This window comes from Vibrio sp. 10N.222.55.C7, assembly GCF_041473335.1.
GTDB classification, from domain to species: domain Bacteria; phylum Pseudomonadota; class Gammaproteobacteria; order Enterobacterales; family Vibrionaceae; genus Vibrio; species Vibrio crassostreae_C.
Genome location: NZ_JBFRSC010000051.1, coordinates 112605 through 128075, shown reverse-complemented (window position 1 = coordinate 128075; position 15471 = coordinate 112605). Strand labels below are relative to the sequence as shown.

Annotated in this window: 17 protein-coding genes and 1 pseudogene; 4 read left to right on the top strand and 14 right to left on the bottom strand. The window is 43.8% G+C overall.

Going from position 1 to position 15471, the window contains the following annotated elements; genetic code table 11:
* Nucleotides 1–100 precede the first annotated feature (100 nt).
* The 5 genes from AB4482_RS18095 to artP all read right to left on the bottom strand — a co-directional run bounded on the left by AB4482_RS18095 (nt 101) and on the right by artP (nt 3938).
* Nucleotides 101–616, bottom strand: a complete 516-nt coding sequence (locus tag AB4482_RS18095) for a hypothetical protein (protein ID WP_372181374.1) — start codon at nt 614–616, stop codon at nt 101–103.
* A 397-nt stretch (nt 617–1013) separates the two neighbouring features.
* On the bottom strand, nt 1014–1682 hold the full coding sequence (artM, locus tag AB4482_RS18090; protein WP_017068344.1) for an arginine ABC transporter permease ArtM: 669 nt from the start codon (nt 1680–1682) through the stop codon (nt 1014–1016).
* Nucleotides 1679–2365 carry an arginine ABC transporter permease ArtQ gene (gene artQ / locus AB4482_RS18085; RefSeq protein ID WP_017061822.1) on the bottom strand — a complete coding sequence of 229 codons (687 nt, stop codon included), beginning with the start codon at nt 2363–2365 and terminating at the stop codon, nt 1679–1681. Before artQ ends, artM begins: the two co-directional genes overlap by 4 nt.
* A gap of 3 nt (nt 2366–2368) precedes the next feature.
* Nucleotides 2369–3100: a lysine/arginine/ornithine ABC transporter substrate-binding protein gene (locus AB4482_RS18080; RefSeq protein WP_017063913.1), complete on the bottom strand. Its 732-nt coding sequence runs from the start codon at nt 3098–3100 to the stop codon at nt 2369–2371.
* 109 nt (nt 3101–3209) lie between these two features.
* On the bottom strand, nt 3210–3938 hold the full coding sequence (artP, locus tag AB4482_RS18075; protein ID WP_032545343.1) for an arginine ABC transporter ATP-binding protein ArtP: 729 nt from the start codon (nt 3936–3938) through the stop codon (nt 3210–3212).
* A 556-nt stretch (nt 3939–4494) separates the two neighbouring features.
* Between artP and AB4482_RS18070 the strand changes: the two genes are divergently transcribed.
* Nucleotides 4495–6330: an ABC transporter ATP-binding protein/permease gene (locus AB4482_RS18070; protein ID WP_017061820.1), complete on the top strand. Its 1836-nt coding sequence runs from the start codon at nt 4495–4497 to the stop codon at nt 6328–6330.
* 180 nt (nt 6331–6510) lie between these two features.
* Nucleotides 6511–6975 (top strand): thioesterase family protein, encoded by a 465-nt coding sequence (locus AB4482_RS18065; RefSeq protein ID WP_017061819.1) that lies wholly within the window; start codon nt 6511–6513, stop codon nt 6973–6975.
* Between the two features lie 187 nt (nt 6976–7162).
* Here AB4482_RS18065 and AB4482_RS18060 read toward each other — a convergent pair whose 3' ends face one another.
* Nucleotides 7163–9418: a peptidase U32 family protein gene (locus tag AB4482_RS18060; protein WP_372181373.1), complete on the bottom strand. Its 2256-nt coding sequence runs from the start codon at nt 9416–9418 to the stop codon at nt 7163–7165.
* Between the two features lie 173 nt (nt 9419–9591).
* On the opposite strand from AB4482_RS18060, the gene AB4482_RS18055 reads away from it, so the two are divergent.
* Nucleotides 9592–10182 carry a glutathione S-transferase gene (locus tag AB4482_RS18055; protein ID WP_017061817.1) on the top strand — a complete coding sequence of 197 codons (591 nt, stop codon included), beginning with the start codon at nt 9592–9594 and terminating at the stop codon, nt 10180–10182.
* Between the two features lie 223 nt (nt 10183–10405).
* Here AB4482_RS18055 and AB4482_RS18050 read toward each other — a convergent pair whose 3' ends face one another.
* From AB4482_RS18050 to AB4482_RS18020, 7 genes and pseudogenes are all read right to left on the bottom strand, one after another.
* Nucleotides 10406–10855, bottom strand: a complete 450-nt coding sequence (locus tag AB4482_RS18050; protein ID WP_017068341.1) for a GyrI-like domain-containing protein — start codon at nt 10853–10855, stop codon at nt 10406–10408.
* Between the two features lie 60 nt (nt 10856–10915).
* Nucleotides 10916–11149 carry a hypothetical protein gene (locus AB4482_RS18045; protein WP_017068340.1) on the bottom strand — a complete coding sequence of 78 codons (234 nt, stop codon included), beginning with the start codon at nt 11147–11149 and terminating at the stop codon, nt 10916–10918.
* A gap of 8 nt (nt 11150–11157) precedes the next feature.
* Nucleotides 11158–11409 (bottom strand): Rho-binding antiterminator, encoded by a 252-nt coding sequence (locus AB4482_RS18040; protein WP_017068339.1) that lies wholly within the window; start codon nt 11407–11409, stop codon nt 11158–11160.
* Nucleotides 11410–11579: 170 nt separating this feature from the next.
* Nucleotides 11580–12160, bottom strand: a pseudogene (locus AB4482_RS18035) (CatB-related O-acetyltransferase).
* A 93-nt stretch (nt 12161–12253) separates the two neighbouring features.
* Complete coding sequence (locus AB4482_RS18030; protein WP_372110503.1) at nt 12254–12985, bottom strand: glucose 1-dehydrogenase; 732 nt, start codon at nt 12983–12985, stop codon at nt 12254–12256.
* Nucleotides 12986–13074: 89 nt separating this feature from the next.
* Nucleotides 13075–13458: a nuclear transport factor 2 family protein gene (locus AB4482_RS18025; protein ID WP_372181370.1), complete on the bottom strand. Its 384-nt coding sequence runs from the start codon at nt 13456–13458 to the stop codon at nt 13075–13077.
* A gap of 51 nt (nt 13459–13509) precedes the next feature.
* The gene (locus AB4482_RS18020; RefSeq protein ID WP_372181369.1) at nt 13510–14226 is read right to left on the bottom strand and encodes an HAD family hydrolase; all 717 of its coding nucleotides are present in this window, start codon (nt 14224–14226) and stop codon (nt 13510–13512) included.
* Nucleotides 14227–14481: 255 nt separating this feature from the next.
* Between AB4482_RS18020 and AB4482_RS18015 the strand changes: the two genes are divergently transcribed.
* Nucleotides 14482–14814, top strand: a complete 333-nt coding sequence (locus AB4482_RS18015; RefSeq protein ID WP_372181367.1) for a PBPRA1643 family SWIM/SEC-C metal-binding motif protein — start codon at nt 14482–14484, stop codon at nt 14812–14814.
* A gap of 94 nt (nt 14815–14908) precedes the next feature.
* On the opposite strand, the gene AB4482_RS18010 is transcribed toward AB4482_RS18015, so the two are convergent.
* Entirely contained in the window at nt 14909–15460 is a 552-nt protein-coding gene (locus tag AB4482_RS18010; RefSeq protein ID WP_017061809.1) for a DUF1349 domain-containing protein, read from the bottom strand.
* Nucleotides 15461–15471 lie beyond the last annotated feature (11 nt).

The window sequence follows — 15471 nt, the reverse complement described above, 5'->3', positions numbered from 1 at the left end:
CAATCGTACAATTTACTTAACAAAGTGGCTTCGGGCTTGTTCAACACTCGGGATTTAGTGTTGGCTGCGCAACACCTTAATCCTTATTTGTTATGCAGCGTTACTCCGCTTTTGTATCAAGAACGAAATAATAGTCCTCGGCTAAGACTTCTACCATCATGTCTAATGTTTCTTTAACAGTTGAATTCAATTGTGTCTCGGACCCTGCAATTGCCATTGTAATATTGTAAGGCTTTGGTTCCCCTTTATCCCACAATACTGATGGATACAACCTAAGAGAAAGCAATCCGTAGTTTATTTTAGTTGTATCGTTGTATTTAAATAATTCCAGCTGTATATCTACATAATTATAATTGAGATCTTCAGCGTTCTTAATCACTTTTATATCTCTAATAAAGTTACGAAGCTTCAACTTAAAGTATCTTTCCACTTCCGACTCCGATATAAATCTGGTGGCATTTTCATTTAAGGAAATACTTAATTTTTGTTGGTCGTAATGAGTAAGCCAACTATAACTACTGACAGCTTGGTCTGGATATTTTTGCGAAGGACGCTCAACCGAAGCTCCGAAAGCAGTTGAAGTAAACGCCAATAAGAGAACTAATATTTTTTTCATTGAATCCACTTAAATCAAGAAATTTGGAGATACTCTTAACATATCATCGAACATTAATTTATCCATTGACCTAAAACAAGCAATAAATGCAATAAGCCGCATAACAGCTATATTAGACAGAAAAATTCTGCATTTAATTACAGAATCATTCTATCTAGTTTCATATGGTCAGAACTCTACCATAATTAATCACCGCATTTCAGTGACTTAAAACATAGATAAACTCATTGAATGATAAAATGCAGAATATTCCTATATAGTATGGATTTCGTAAAACTTACAGCCAACTGTATATAATCGCAGTACCCCTACACCTACCCAAACACAAAAAAGCCTGCCATTTATGCGAACATAAATGGCAGGCTTTATACGTGAGTTAAGGTTGTGAGTGGCTAGCTTATGCGGCTTCGAATGCGAGAGCTTTCTTCTCTACTTGGCGGAAGATCAGCGTTAGTATGCCGTTTACTGCTAAGTAGAATGCGCCGGCGATACCAAACACAGTAAGTGTGTCGTAGGTTTGGCCGTTGATACGCTGAGCGTAACCCATCAAATCCATGATGGTGATGGTGCTTGCCAGTGACGTACCTTTGAAAACTAGAATCACTTCGTTTGAATAAGCAGGAACCGCGCGGCGCAGTGCGTATGGCAGTAACACTTTAAGCGTTGCGATTTTGTCCATACCTAGTGCACGACACGCTTCCCACTGCCCTGCTGGAATGGCGTTGAATGCGCCTCTGAACAGTAGCGTGCTGTATGCCGCGGTGTTCAAAGCTAATGCTAACATTGCGCAGAACCAAGGTTGGCTTAACCAAGTCCACATGAAGCTTTCACGAATCCAATCGAACTGACCCGGGCCGTAATACACCAAGAAGATTTGAACCAACAATGGTGTGCCAGTGAACAGCGTGATGATGCCACGAGTGAACCAGTGAATCGCCGGTATTCTTAGAATTAGCGTTACCGTCATCAGCAGTGACAAGATACAACCAACAAGCAATGAAGCACCTGTGAGTTGAAGACTGGTCACTAAGCCTTCAAGCATTTGAGAGAGGTATTGTTGATTCATGCCATTGCCCCTTTGTTACCCAAACCTTGAATAGAGAACTTACCATCAATCACTTTTACCAATCTTTGTGTGATTAAAGTGATGACCAAGTAGATTGCTGCTGCTGTCGCGTACCAAGTAAATGCTTCGTGCGTTGCAGCGGATGTTAGTTGTGCTTGTTTCAACAAATCCGTTACGCCAATCAGCGATACTAATGCAGTGTCTTTCAGTAACACTAACCATTGGTTGGTTAACCCTGGTAGTGCGTGTCTTACCGCTTGAGGTAATACGATACGAAAGAATGCACGAGACTGAGAAATACCAAGCGCGCTTGCTGCTTCTCTCTGCCCTTTGCTTACTGCTTTTAATGCACCACGCAAGGTTTGCGAAGCGTAAGAAGCAAAGATAAGTGACAGTGCAACAACACCAGATAAGAACGGGCTCACTTCTATGAAGTCGCCAGTGATCATGAACAGAACTTGTGTCGAACCAAAGTAGATAAACAGTACGACCAGAATTTCTGGTAAACCACGAACAATCGTCACAAATGCAGTCGTTGGCCATTTGATTGCAATACGACGAGACATCTCACCACTTGCAAACAAAACTGCTAGAACCAATCCAACCAATAGGCTTACGAATGCAAGCTGAACAGTCATCCAGCTTGCTTCGACGAGCCCTAAAGAGTAACCCGTTAATTCCATAAATTACTTACCGAAGTACTTGTTGAAGATCTTATCGTATTCGCCGTTCGCTTTTACTGCTGCAAGTGCAACGTTAAGCTGGTCTACAAGTTCTTGGTTGCTCTTGTTTACTGCGATGCCAAAGCCGTTACCGAAGTACTCTTGGTTTGTTACTTGGTCGCCTACGTACGTTAGGTTGTCTTCTTTCTTGAACCATTCTGCTACAACGGCTGTGTCACCGAATACAGAATCGATACGACCGTTCTTCATGTCGATGAATGCATCTTGGTAGCTTGAGTAAGGTACCGCTGTTACGCCAGTCATTTGCTCAAGTAGGAAGCTCTGGTGAGTAGAACCGTTTTGAACGCCAACACGCTTACCTTCTAGTGCTGCTTGGTCTGCTACTTTGCCTTCGAAAGAAATGAATGCTGCAGAGTTATCGTAGTATGCGTTAGAGAAGTTCACTTGTTTAAGACGCGCTTCTGTGATGTCCATTGCCGAGATAGCGGCATCGTAACGTTTGAATTTAAGTGCAGGGATCAAGCTATCGAATGCTTGGTTGTGGAAAGTACAGGTCGCTTTCATCTCTTCACAAAGTGCGTTTGCTAGGTCTACGTCAAAACCTTGGATTTGGTTGTTCTCATCCATGTATTCGAATGGTGCGTACGTTGCTTCCATTGCGAATTTGATTTCTTCTTGAGCTGCTGCGTTGAAAGAAGCAAGGCCGATAAGTGAAGCTAGTAGAATCTTTTTCATTTTGTTACTCCGAATACTGTGTAATAGCGGCCTGTGGCCATTCTTATAATTTGATTGTTTTAATTTAGCTAAATCTAGTGAGTCAACTTTCTTTTAATAAGTGACTTACTTAATGAGTCAAATATTCAGCAAACTCAGGTGTCTGCGGATTAACGAATGAATCGCTGGTGCCGTGTTCAACGATGTACCCTTTCTCTAGGTACAGAACGTGACTAGCAATCTTCTTCGCGAAATCGACTTCGTGCGTCACGACCACTTGGGTAATGCCCGTTCCGCTCAATTCTTTAATAATGCTCACGACTTGGTTGGTGATCTCAGGATCAAGCGCCGCTGTTGGTTCATCAAACAACAACACATCCGGTTTCATCATCAGCGCACGTGCAATCGCAACACGCTGTTGTTGACCGCCAGACAGTTGAAGTGGCCAAGCGTCTGCTTTGTCGGCAAGTTGAAGTGTCTTTAGGACTTCTTGCGCTTGCTTAATCGCTTCTTGCTTATCCAAACCCGCCACTTTGGTTGGTGCTTCAATCAAGTTTTCCATCACCGTCATGTGTGGCCATAAGTTGTATTGCTGGAACACCATGCCGACTTTACGACGAAGTTTAAGCCCCTGCTTCTCTTGGATTTGGCTTGAAAAATCGAATTGCTCATTCGCAATGTCTAATTCGCCGTTGTCCGCGATTTCTAGCAGGTTCAATACACGCAGTAATGAACTCTTGCCCGCGCCGCTTGGGCCAAGCAATACCAAGGTTTCGCCACTCTCACAGTCGAAACTAATGTCGTGAAGAACTTGGGTATCACCGTATGATTTGTTGATGCTCTTTACTTGAATACTCATGCCACAATACTGCATTAATTGTCATTTGTTGGTTATTCTATTCAATCCGAGGTTTTATGCAAGAAAAATGTATAAAAAACTACTTTGTTGAATTTTTGTAACAAATATTCCACAAAAAACAGTCGCTATAACTGGTCTTACAACCAAAACTTACAAGTCATTGATAAAGCTAATATCGAGATAAATAGCAAACGTTTTGCTATCAATTTATAAATCATCGCACGGTTGCTTGTTTATGTGTGCACTCTCCTATCAACGCTAATTTACTTGCATAAAAATTAGGGTTAAATAGCTTGATTTCCTATCCAACTGACTGGATCAAAATGCTTAGTTTTCCTTTAAGGTCGTTTCGAATTATTCACTTAGTGTTGATGAAATATTGGAAATTGAGTTTCCTAGGGAGCGTCACAGCGCAATAAATGCTTTAATGGGTTCGATTATCAACAACAATTACTGCCCAGCGAACAACGCGCAGTACAGGCAATAAGTCATAAAGCAATTAGCAACAAGCAACAAGCCATCTATTTTTAAAGCGACAACACATTAAGGCAGTCATATGCAAAACGATGTCTCTTCTACGCTCGACTCGAACCAGCGACAGACTCAGCGATCGACTCAACAAGCGCCAGAACCCAAACCTGAGAAAAAAAGCCTCAGTATTTTGTTTGAGCTGAGTAAATTCATTCAGCCTTATAAAGGTCGTGTTATTGCTGCGTTGATCGCGTTGATCTTCACAGCGAGCTTAACCCTTTCAGTCGGACACGGTATTCGTCTTCTTATCGACCAAGGCTTCAGCCAACAATCGTTGTCAGACTTAGGCAGCGCGATTCAATTCATCATGGTGGTGGTCGTGCTGATCTCGATTGGCACCTTCTTCCGCTTCTATTTGGTCTCTTCTGTTGGTGAGCGAGTAAGTGCGGATATACGCCTGTCGGTTTTCAATCACGTGGTGACGCTGCACCCGAGTTACTTTGAAACCAATGGCAGTGGCGACATCATGTCGCGAATCACCACGGATACTACTCTGCTTCAAAGCATCATAGGTTCATCGTTCTCTATGGCGATGCGCAGCGCGTTGATGTGTATTGGTGCAATCATCATGCTGTTTGCGACCAATATTAAGCTGACGTTGATTGTATTGGCCTCGGTGCCATTTATCTTGATTCCGATCCTTGTTTATGGGCGCCGTGTAAGAGCCCTATCTCGCCAAAGCCAAGATTCCATGTCTGATGTGGGTTCTTACGCAGGTGAGGCAATTGAGCACATTAAAACGGTGCAAAGCTACAGCCGAGAAGAGCAAGAGAAAGCATCATTCGCGGTAGAAGTGGAAAAGGCGTATGAGATTGGTCGCCAGCGTGTAAAACAGCGCGCGATTCTTATTTCTGGCGTTATCGTGATTGTATTTAGTGCTATTGCAGGCATGCTTTGGGTTGGCGGCAGTGATGTTATCAACGGCACTATGTCGGCTGGTGACTTAGCGGCGTTTGTGTTCTACGCAATTATGGTTGCTTCATCGTTAGGTACGATTTCTGAAGTGATGGGTGAACTGCAACGCGCGGCAGGTGCGACCGAGCGATTAATCGAGATCCTACAAGTTGAAAGCCATATTGTTGCGCCAGTTGCGAATCCAACTTCGCTTGCTAACGTAACGCCAGAAGTTGCATTTGATGATGTGACCTTCTGTTATCCATCAAGACCGGACCAACCCGCAACAAGCAACCTCACGCTTACTGCCCATGAAGGCAAAGTGTTGGCACTGGTTGGCCCGTCTGGCGCAGGTAAAACTACCCTGTTCGAACTGCTGCAACGTTTCTACGACCCACAAGTGGGTAAGGTCACATTAGGCGGTGTTGAACTGAATCAGTTTGATCCTAACGAGCTAAGAAAGCAGATGGCATTGGTACCGCAACAACCTGCTCTGTTCAGTAACGATGTGTTCCATAACATTCGCTACGGCAACCCGCAGGCAACAGACGAGCAAGTGATCGAAGCGGCGAAGAAAGCGCACGCACACGAGTTCATTCAAAACCTACCTGATGGCTACAACAGCTTTCTTGGTGAGCGTGGTGTAAGGCTTTCTGGCGGACAGAGACAGCGTATTGCTATCGCACGTGCCATCTTGAAAGATCCGAATATTCTATTGTTGGATGAAGCAACCAGTGCACTAGACAGTGAAAGTGAGCATCACGTACAACAAGCGTTAGAAGAGTTAATGCGTGGCAGAACGACGATCATTATCGCCCATCGATTATCAACAATTAAACACGCCGACCAGATTGCGGTGCTCGATAAAGGACAGCTAGTAGACATCGGCGACCACCAGTCTCTCATCAATAGCTGCGAATTGTACCAACGCTTGGTTGAGCTGCAATTCAAACACCTTAGTGCCTAACCATTGCGTGCAGGTGTAACTAAGTGACTGACATTGTGTGGTTTCGAGCTTCAAAAACTTGAATCACACGTGTTGCAGTTTTGTTAATTTGACGGTAGGGTTTTTATTCCAATAACAACTTACCCCGATGAAGGGTAAGTCGATAACGTTAATTACACAGATAAGCATAAGAGAGTTCGCATGGAAGCACTATTATCTGACTACCCGGTAGTAACAGAAATCCCTGTCGCTTGGGGAGAAATGGACGCACTCAATCACGTTAACAACGCTGTATATTTTCGCTATTTCGAAACCGCTCGCTTAGATTTTTTCAAGCACGTCGAGCTGATGGAAGAGATGGCGATTACCAAAGTTGGTCCTGTTCTTGGTGACACTTACTGTAAGTATTTCCGCCCAGTCACGTATCCAGATACCTTGATGGTCGGCTCACGTGTTACCGATATTCAAGATGACCGATTCACCATGGAATACGCGATTGTCAGTAAGGCTCAACAGAAACTGACGACCGTTGGCACTGCGACTATCGTGATGTTTGATTTTGCTTCAAACCAGAAAGCCCTGCTCTCGCTGCGCTTAACCAATGAAATCGAAAAGATGAACACGTTGAAAAGCCCATGCTTCAAACAAGAAGCCGTGACAGAATAACGTATTCGTTGGTTGAGAAAGATTCAGAAAGTTTCAGACATTAAAAAGGCCACTCGATTGAGTGGCCTTTTGTTTATTGGTTCAGAGTGCTTATAAGCGGTTGAGCGTTATAAACCTTGAACGCTCTTTGCGTTAGAAGCTATAAACCTTACAGCCCATAGACATTGAACCCTATAAACCTTGTACGCTATAGACCTTGCACGTACTGAGCATTAGTTCGAACTTCAACCATCTGCTCTAGGTTCTGTTGTGAACCTTCAACGCCGTTCAGTAGCGCTTCGAAATGCTTGATAAGCTCAACTTTGTCTTTCACTTCTTTAGAACCTGCACCGATGTTGGTTAGGTCAATGAAGAACTCGTCGAACAGACCAGAGAAGTCAGTTACTGCGTCGTGGTTCAAGAACTGCTCGTGGTTGTAAATGCTTGGGTAGCCACCCTTCTGTTTATCAACCGCAAAAGAGATGCCTTTCACGTTGGTAATCGTGGTCGCTTTCTCACACTTCAACATACAACCTGCTTCGATGCTTGGCTTGTTACAACCCACGGTTCTTTGGAAGAAACACTGACGGCTGGTCATCATCAAGATTGGGTGGTAAATGCTGTAGAACAGTTTGAAGTTCTCTGGGCGACGAATATGACGAATCTGACCTTTGTTGATCTCGTTCGAAATGAATGCGCCTGCACAGTTCAGCTCTTCTTTCAGAGTAACCAGTGCGTGAGAGTTGGTCGTGTTCATGAACGGGCCTGCAACCCACTCAATACCCATCTCGTAAGCTTTGTAAGCAATACCCGTGTTGTTGGTTACGATGCGAGCTGGCTTGATCTCTTCAAGAATACGAACCGCTTCGTCGTAATCTTTACCGATCAATACCGCTGGGAACCAAGGAATCAAACGTGGGTTTGCTGCCAAGATGTCGATGTACTTGTTACAACGCTTCTTGAAGCTTTCTGGAAGTTTGAAGTAAACATCCGCGTCAGTCACGTCACACAGGTGTAAGTCTTCTACATCGGCGATAAGCATCGACATAGTCGGCTTCTCGTTCACTTTAGGGTGCTGAGGCAGTGCTGGCACTTCAACGTGCTTAATCACTTCCACAGAGCCATTCAGAATGAAGTCGATCTCGTCTTTTAGGTCTGAAACTTCTTTTAGAGGAATCAACAAGCCTGCATCCACTTCACTGAAGTCGTGGCTTTCTAGCGTGTGAACTGCACTCTTCACGTTTTTGAAGCGCTTCTCAAGTAGCTCTTGAGTAATCGCCTTCTCTTCAACCGCTTTCAATAGCGATTTAGATTGAAGAGTAAAGTTCTCTTTTGGCGTGTTCACAGTCACCGTAAATGGTTGACCCACTTTTGCGCTGAACGACAGTACTACTGGTGTCTTGCGAATATCAAGGAACTCGATCTTGTCACGCATTTCGTTACCAAGAACGTCTTTCGCTTGGTGAAGTTCGTTGGTCACTTCTTGAATCTGTACAACTGAGATTTCGTTGTTCTGCTCCGTCGCTTTTTCAACAGCGTAGTTCATGCTGTTGTCGCGCGGGTTATCGATGAACATGTCTTTCGTTAGGTTGCCCTTTAGGAAAGAGTTGGTGAAATCACGGTTGAATACTTTGTGCAGGTTCGAATCGTCTTCGATCAACAAACCACTTTCTACAAAGCTATCAATCTGTTTACGCCATGTGTCTACCACAGTGTAAACGTAGTGTGCGCCTTTAATACGGCCTTCTACTTTCAATGAGTCGACTTTCGCATCAACCAATTCAGGTAGGTCGTAGTAAGCTGAGTTATCTTTCAGGTTAAGTGGGAACTTGTTGCCCGCGTTGGTGATTTCGTACTCATCACGACACGCTTGGCTACAACGGCCACGGTTACCTGAGTTACCCACACTTACTGAGCTTGAGTAACATTGACCAGAGAATGCGATACACAGAGCGCCGTGTACGAACACTTCGGTTAATACGTCGTGATCGTGTGCCACTTCCGTCAGCATCTTGATTTCAGGCAGGTTCAACTCACGAGACAAGTTAACGCGCGTCGCGCCAATCTTAGACAAGAACTTAATCTGGCCTTCGTTGTGCGTAGTTAACTGAGTCGACGCGTGAACGTCTAACGATGGGAAATGCTTCTTAACCAGGTTGAATAAACCCAAGTCTTGAACAATGATGCCGTCCACTTTGGTGTTCACAAGCTGGTTCAGCAGTTTGGTGATGCTCTTAGTCTCGTGCTCCAGTAGCACAACGTTAAGAGTCAGGAACACTTCACAGCCGTATTCATGAGCAAGGCGAATCACACCATTCAATTCGTCTAACGACAGGTTAGAGGCTCTGTTACGAGCGTTGAATGTGTCTAAACCACAATAAACTGCATTAGCACCCGCTACGATGGCGGCTTTTATCGCTTCTACATCGCCACCTGGGGCTAATAACTCAATTTTTCTGCTCATTTTTGAAGTCGCTCACTTACTTATAATTTTTAAGCCGCGTATTCTACCCACATCACGATCTCTTTACCACCGTACAACACTTTTCAAACTAAATGACCTCAATAATGCCGAACGAATCCGATCTACCTATCCTTTATTCTTTACGCCGTTGCCCTTATGCAATGCGCGGACGAATGGGCATCGCACTATCACAGCAAAAAGTGTTACTTCGAGAAATCGTTACCAAAGACAAGCCTAGCGAACTATTGGCCAGTTCGCCAAAAGGAACAGTGCCTGTATTGGTGTTACCCAATGGACAAGTCATTGAACAGAGCTTGGATGTGATGAACTGGTCACTTCAACAAAACGATCCTCAAGATCTTCTGCGTTCAAGCAATCCAACGCTTAGCGAACAAGTTCAGCAGCTCATTAAAACCAACGATGAAGAATTTATTGGTCACTTAGAAAGGTATCGTGCATCGGTTCGTTACCGAAACATCGATGTTGAACAACGCCGACAAGCCTGCGAAACCTTCATTAAGCAGTTAGAAGTGCGACTTACCGATCAGCCCTACTTTTTTGGAGAAAGCCCAAGCTTGGCCGATTTTGCGGTGATGCCTTTCGTCAGTCAGTTTGTGCGAGTCGAAAAGAAGTGGTTTGTGAAATCGGAATATCAAAACGTAGGACGTTGGTTAAGAGCGCACCTTGAAAGTAAGCTCTACACCCAAGTCATGAAGCAATACCCTTTGTGGAATGAAACCAAGCAAGATTGTCTTTTTGGATAACTTAAGAGAATTTTGGGTGACTTAAGGGTATCTAGGGTGATCTAGGGGAATTCTGGAATAGATAATTCCTAGGTATTAAAGTAGTTACGTGACACTGTATCTTCTTTGTAAAGAACAGATATTCAAAGGCTTAACTGGGATTCCGTTGTCTCTTTACCGGTAACTACTGTCTCTTAACTGGCAAACACAGTCTAAGCTAAGCCTTTTGTTCATTTTAAACCAATCACTTAATCGCAATCGAAATCTCGACTTCAGTTTCACCTTTGTATAGTTCAAAATCTGTCGTGTAAGTTCTCACATGTGGGCAGTCTGCTGCGTTGAAATACGCCCACACTTCACCCCATAGGTCGATCACAGCTTGCGGTAATTCACCCTCAGCAGAAAACGTTAAGTACTTGCCTGCTTCGATATTGGTTTCAACTAGATTATCTAAACTATTATCGGTAAGCGCATTGGTACACGCGATAACATCAAACTCGCCCGTAAAATCTGACTCGTAGTTGGTGTAAACGCCGTATACCTTTGAGTCTGGGGTCAGCTTAGGAAAAGCTTGTTCGAAAAAGCCTTGCCACAATTGCCCAATTTGCGCCTTAGCCGGATCAACCTCATCGGTATTGTTGGTTCTTACCGAGAAACCATATGCTTTTACCGCTTCTAATATTTGTTCTTTCACTCTTCTATTTCCTAAGCCATTTTCTTAAACCAGAAGGTTCAGTACGCGTTGAATCGAATTCTAATCTTGAATCTCTTTGTGTCCACATTTTTCACAGACAAGGTGACGAGAAAACTCATCCATTGACGCGACAAACGGGCCAAGGAACCAACCTTTTATCATGCCTGCCCAAAACTCACTTCGCTTTTGGTTAGGTTTGTCTGCAAACGCACTCGTCTTTCTGACCAACACAACAACATGTTGTGTCTCTTCTCTGCACGCGGTGCAATAGCATTGTTCTATGGTTCTATTCATTTGAAAGCCTATGACGTTTTGAATGAAACATGCTGAAAGTGAGGGTTGTCGACACAGACATCCAATGTCGCTATTTGAGTTAATACGACAAGTTGTTGCTCGCCTTGAGTACTGACTTTAATGCACTCTTCACGGCTGTCATTGCGCTGGGTATCTAACCCGACACATTCAATCTGCTCGCCAGACTTCAGCGTTAACTTGATTGGGTATCGGTGCATACACACAATTTCAATATAATCGTAATCGTTGCAACTAATCATAATACCCCTCCAATTCATCCACCACGCTAATGCGACACGCCATACTATGCAATATGCATATAATCAATAAGTTACTCGTATCACAATCGCATTGCCATAATCAGATTATTGAGTAATTTGTTAAATTTAATCTCGTTCTCACCATTCACATTTCATCTGTGAACGACAATTTAAGGCTTCAAGAATCCTTTCCAATAATGGTACAAACCACCAATGTCTGAAGAACACATTAGCGACATTGCGCCTTTGATTTGTTCTTCGCTCCATTCCCACCATTTCATTTCTAGCAACTGAGCGATTTCAGTCTCATTGAAACGATAACGGATATGGCGTGCTGGGTTTGAACCGACAATCGAGTATGGCGCGACATCTTTAGTCACAACCGCTCGACTTGCGATGATGGCTCCGTCACCAACCTTAACACCACTAATGATCATGGCTTCTGTACCAATCCACACATCGTTACCAATCACGGTATCACCAGAGCGTTCAAAGCCGTCTATCGCACCTTCAAACTTCTCATCGTCTTGATAGAAAAACGGGAAGGTACTCACCCACTGATTTTGGTGGCCTTGGTTGCCCGCCATCATAAACACAGCGCCAGAACCAATCGAACAATAGCTGCCGATGATCAGCTTATCGATGTCGGTTCTATCCGGTAATAGCTGTGCTCGCCCACGATGATGTTTGGGTTGGTCACTTGTTCTTTGAGTGACTTTCCAACAAACGGGCTCTCAAAATAGTTTTTCATTTTTGTACTCTTAGTTTCGTTCTTTTAGTTAGGTACTTTTGTTGCGTGTCTATGGTTTTAACTTGTTTATCTTAGTGTAAAGGCAAACGTGCCCTATCGACCGCCTGCAATATCAATAAATGAGCCGGTGACATACGAAGCTTCATCCGATAATAACCATGCGATAGAGTTCGCGACTTCTTCTGGTGTGCCACCTCGTTGTAACGGTAACTGTGAAGCTAGTCTGTCTACGCGATCTGGCTCTCCGCCGTCTGCGTGCATCTCAGTATAAATACAACCTGGCCTTACGCCATTCACTCGGATGTTACGTGAAGCCAATTCAAGCGATAAGCCTTTGGTGAGTGAATCCATCGCACCTTTCGATGCAGCGTAATCCACATACTCAAACGGTGCGCCAGTACGAGAAGCGGCAGACGATACATTCACAATCGAACCCGCGCCATCGGCTTGTTTGATAAAGGCTTTACTGCACAGAAAGCAGCTTGATACGTTGGACTTCATCACCTTTTCAAAGCGATCCAATTCAATATCAACCAATGGTGACTGGGTAAACAAGATCCCGGCATTATTAACCAAGTGAGTCACTGGACCTAGCTTGTTACGAGCAATCTCGAATAAGGATTTCACGTCCGATTCAACAGACACATCCGCACGCACACTAATCGCGGTTCCGCCTTGTTCGCGAATCTCATTCACTAGATCTTCAGCTCGCGACTCATTGTGTATGAAGTTAACGCATACAGCATAGCCTTGACTGGCCAACAATTTAGACGTCGCTGCGCCAATGCCTCGGCTTCCGCCGGTTACAATCACTACCTTGTTCAATGAAACCTCCTAATGTTTACTTATTCTGTGCAACCTGATTATTCGATACGACCTAGTTGTTCGTGACAAACTAATCGTATCGATACAAACTAATTGTTCGATACGATCTGAACCCACTGCGATCGCCACGCCGGCGCTTCGAATGGTTCTGGCCAAAACTCAGTTTGCTTTTGAATTAAACCATCAACAACCGTGTGAAAGGTGATCACTCGGTCTTTCAGCACACTGTCAGTAACTGAAATGTCCGTTACTACCGTATCACCTTCACAGACAATCGAATTGAGCGTGAATTCCCAAACACCATTGGCTGGGTATTCAGTATTGATTGCAGTGAAGTTGTCGCGCCCTAACGTCAATTCAGACGACTGCGGCCAATAGCCTTCAAAATCTGCGGTTAGCCATTCACCTGCCTTTGCAAAATCATTACTGCGCATTGCATCCCAAAATCCCAATACCACTTGTTTTGGTGTCATTATTCTTCCTTAAAGTTATTTACGTGTGGTGATTTTTAAATGTCTGCTTCGTTATGCGTACTTGCTAATGATCGTTAAAAGATCATCGACACTGTTAGCACTGTAATCGGGCTTGGTTTGCCAATTTTCAGGTTTCGATCGGCTATAACCTGCTGCAACGGCAATCACTTTTGCGTTTTTACCCAGCGCGGCTTCAATATTGCGAGCAAACTGTGTGTCCGCTTCATGGTCACCGATGTACATCAAACAAAGCTCGTTAGTCGGATCGGCGCCAAATATGTTCTCGACACATTTCACACCACCAAATGGATGGGGTTTTTGGTTACCGTTCGAGACATCGTCATAGCCCACGACCGATTTAAACAAATCACCAATGCCATAACTGTCGAGCACACCACGAATATTCAATTGAGAGTTTTGAGAGCAGATCCCATGTGGAAGATGAGCAAACTGATTAACCACGGTTTCCATTCCTTCAAACAAGGCAACGGCTGTTTGGTTTTTCTCTTGATGCTCTGCCCACATTCCACCAGCGATCAACATTTCATCGTGTGATAAACCGTAATAATCGACATATAAGGCTTGCCAGTTTTTAGCCCCGTGGTTGGCTTCATGATAAAGCGCTTCGCTGAGCAAATATTTAGGTAAGTTATCACCTGACAAGTGTGGCGCGACTAAAGAGATAATGTCTTTTGTGATTGCGATATTCTTTGGAACGGAATTGACTATGGTTCCATCGTAATCCCACAGGATGGCATCTAACTTCATACACTATCTCTTTGTTTCGATTAGTAATTTGAATTTATCATTCATAAGCCTATTTAGGGCAATTTTATTGTCTTGAATTTCGAAATTTGTCGAATAGAAGCAAAGCTAGAGAACAAACCGTTACTAGCAAACAAAAACCAAACAGTGTTTGCTCACATCACTGCTTTATCAATTGCAATATATGCGTATAATCCCCGCTCCATTGCGCTATCGCCGTTAAAAATAGCGCCATTCAACATTTTTAATGAGTACCCAATGTCGAAACTATTTTTCAAAGGCCGTATCGAAACAAGACAGAACCACGTTCTTGCTGGCTACAACGTAAACCGCGATGTGAAAGCGGGTACTGAAGAATCTCCAATCGCAGTAATGGTTCAAACTGAAACGCGCAAAGCAGAAGTTGAAGCACTAGCCGCTGAAAATACTATCTTCGTTACTGTTACAGTCGACGCAGACAAAGAAGAGAACACCATCGAGCTTGATACTCTACTGAACAAGCCAAAAACGATGACGTTTGAAAAGACCCCTAACCGTAACGATCCGTGTTCTTGCGGCAGCGGTAAAAAATACAAGAAGTGTTGTGCATAAGCGCTTTGACTTGAAGAATTTAAAAACGGACCGGTAGCAATATCGGTCCGTTTTTTTATACGCTAAGCAAGCTTATTCAGCGTAAGACAAATTATTAGGCGTCAGACAAACTGAAGCCACTAAATTTGGCGAAATTAGGCGTCGCCTTACTGCCACTGAACGTATAAAGCATCACACCCTGTTCACTGCCTACTAACGAATCAAACGTGATCACTTCCTGCCATTGTTGTTTTTCTAACGGGCGGAAATGAGCGCTGACTTTTCCGCCTTGTTTGACGAGCTTTACCGACACACTAGATTCACTAAACAACAGACGTTCCTTGATCTGTGGCTGACCATTTTGTTCTACAACGAACACCAATGAACGCTCGCCCATGAACATCTCTTTGCTCACTTTAATGTAGTTGTCGTTATCCCAGTAAATACCTAACCCAGCTTGTTCAAATGCGAGGTTTGGATCTAATTGAACCGTCACTTCTGTGCTGTAATCCGAGCTAGATACTGGATGAACGAAGATATTATCAACATCAGCTGAACCCGCACCAAAGATATTGCCCTCTTGCACTTGCATCGTCAGCACGCCGTTTTCCAAAGACCGATGTTCCGGATTTTCATTTCTGATTTGCCAGTTAACGAGGTTATTCATGTTATTAGTCC

Coding starts and splice junctions, on each gene's coding strand:
- AB4482_RS18020 (WP_372181369.1), bottom strand. CDS start 14,226: ATGAAGTTAGATGCCATCCTGTGGGATTACGATGGAACCATAGTCAAT.
- AB4482_RS18010 (WP_017061809.1), bottom strand. CDS start 15,460: ATGAATAACCTCGTTAACTGGCAAATCAGAAATGAAAATCCGGAACAT.
- AB4482_RS18045 (WP_017068340.1), bottom strand. CDS start 11,149: ATGAATAGAACCATAGAACAATGCTATTGCACCGCGTGCAGAGAAGAG.
- AB4482_RS18080 (WP_017063913.1), bottom strand. CDS start 3,100: ATGAAAAAGATTCTACTAGCTTCACTTATCGGCCTTGCTTCTTTCAAC.
- artP (WP_032545343.1), bottom strand. CDS start 3,938: ATGAGTATTCAAGTAAAGAGCATCAACAAATCATACGGTGATACCCAA.
- artM (WP_017068344.1), bottom strand. CDS start 1,682: ATGAATCAACAATACCTCTCTCAAATGCTTGAAGGCTTAGTGACCAGT.
- AB4482_RS18055 (WP_017061817.1), top strand. CDS start 9,592: ATGGGCATCGCACTATCACAGCAAAAAGTGTTACTTCGAGAAATCGTT.
- AB4482_RS18025 (WP_372181370.1), bottom strand. CDS start 13,458: ATGACACCAAAACAAGTGGTATTGGGATTTTGGGATGCAATGCGCAGT.
- AB4482_RS18070 (WP_017061820.1), top strand. CDS start 4,495: ATGCAAAACGATGTCTCTTCTACGCTCGACTCGAACCAGCGACAGACT.
- AB4482_RS18040 (WP_017068339.1), bottom strand. CDS start 11,409: ATGATTAGTTGCAACGATTACGATTATATTGAAATTGTGTGTATGCAC.
- AB4482_RS18095 (WP_372181374.1), bottom strand. CDS start 616: ATGAAAAAAATATTAGTTCTCTTATTGGCGTTTACTTCAACTGCTTTC.
- AB4482_RS18065 (WP_017061819.1), top strand. CDS start 6,511: ATGGAAGCACTATTATCTGACTACCCGGTAGTAACAGAAATCCCTGTC.
- AB4482_RS18015 (WP_372181367.1), top strand. CDS start 14,482: ATGTCGAAACTATTTTTCAAAGGCCGTATCGAAACAAGACAGAACCAC.
- artQ (WP_017061822.1), bottom strand. CDS start 2,365: ATGGAATTAACGGGTTACTCTTTAGGGCTCGTCGAAGCAAGCTGGATG.
- AB4482_RS18060 (WP_372181373.1), bottom strand. CDS start 9,418: ATGAGCAGAAAAATTGAGTTATTAGCCCCAGGTGGCGATGTAGAAGCG.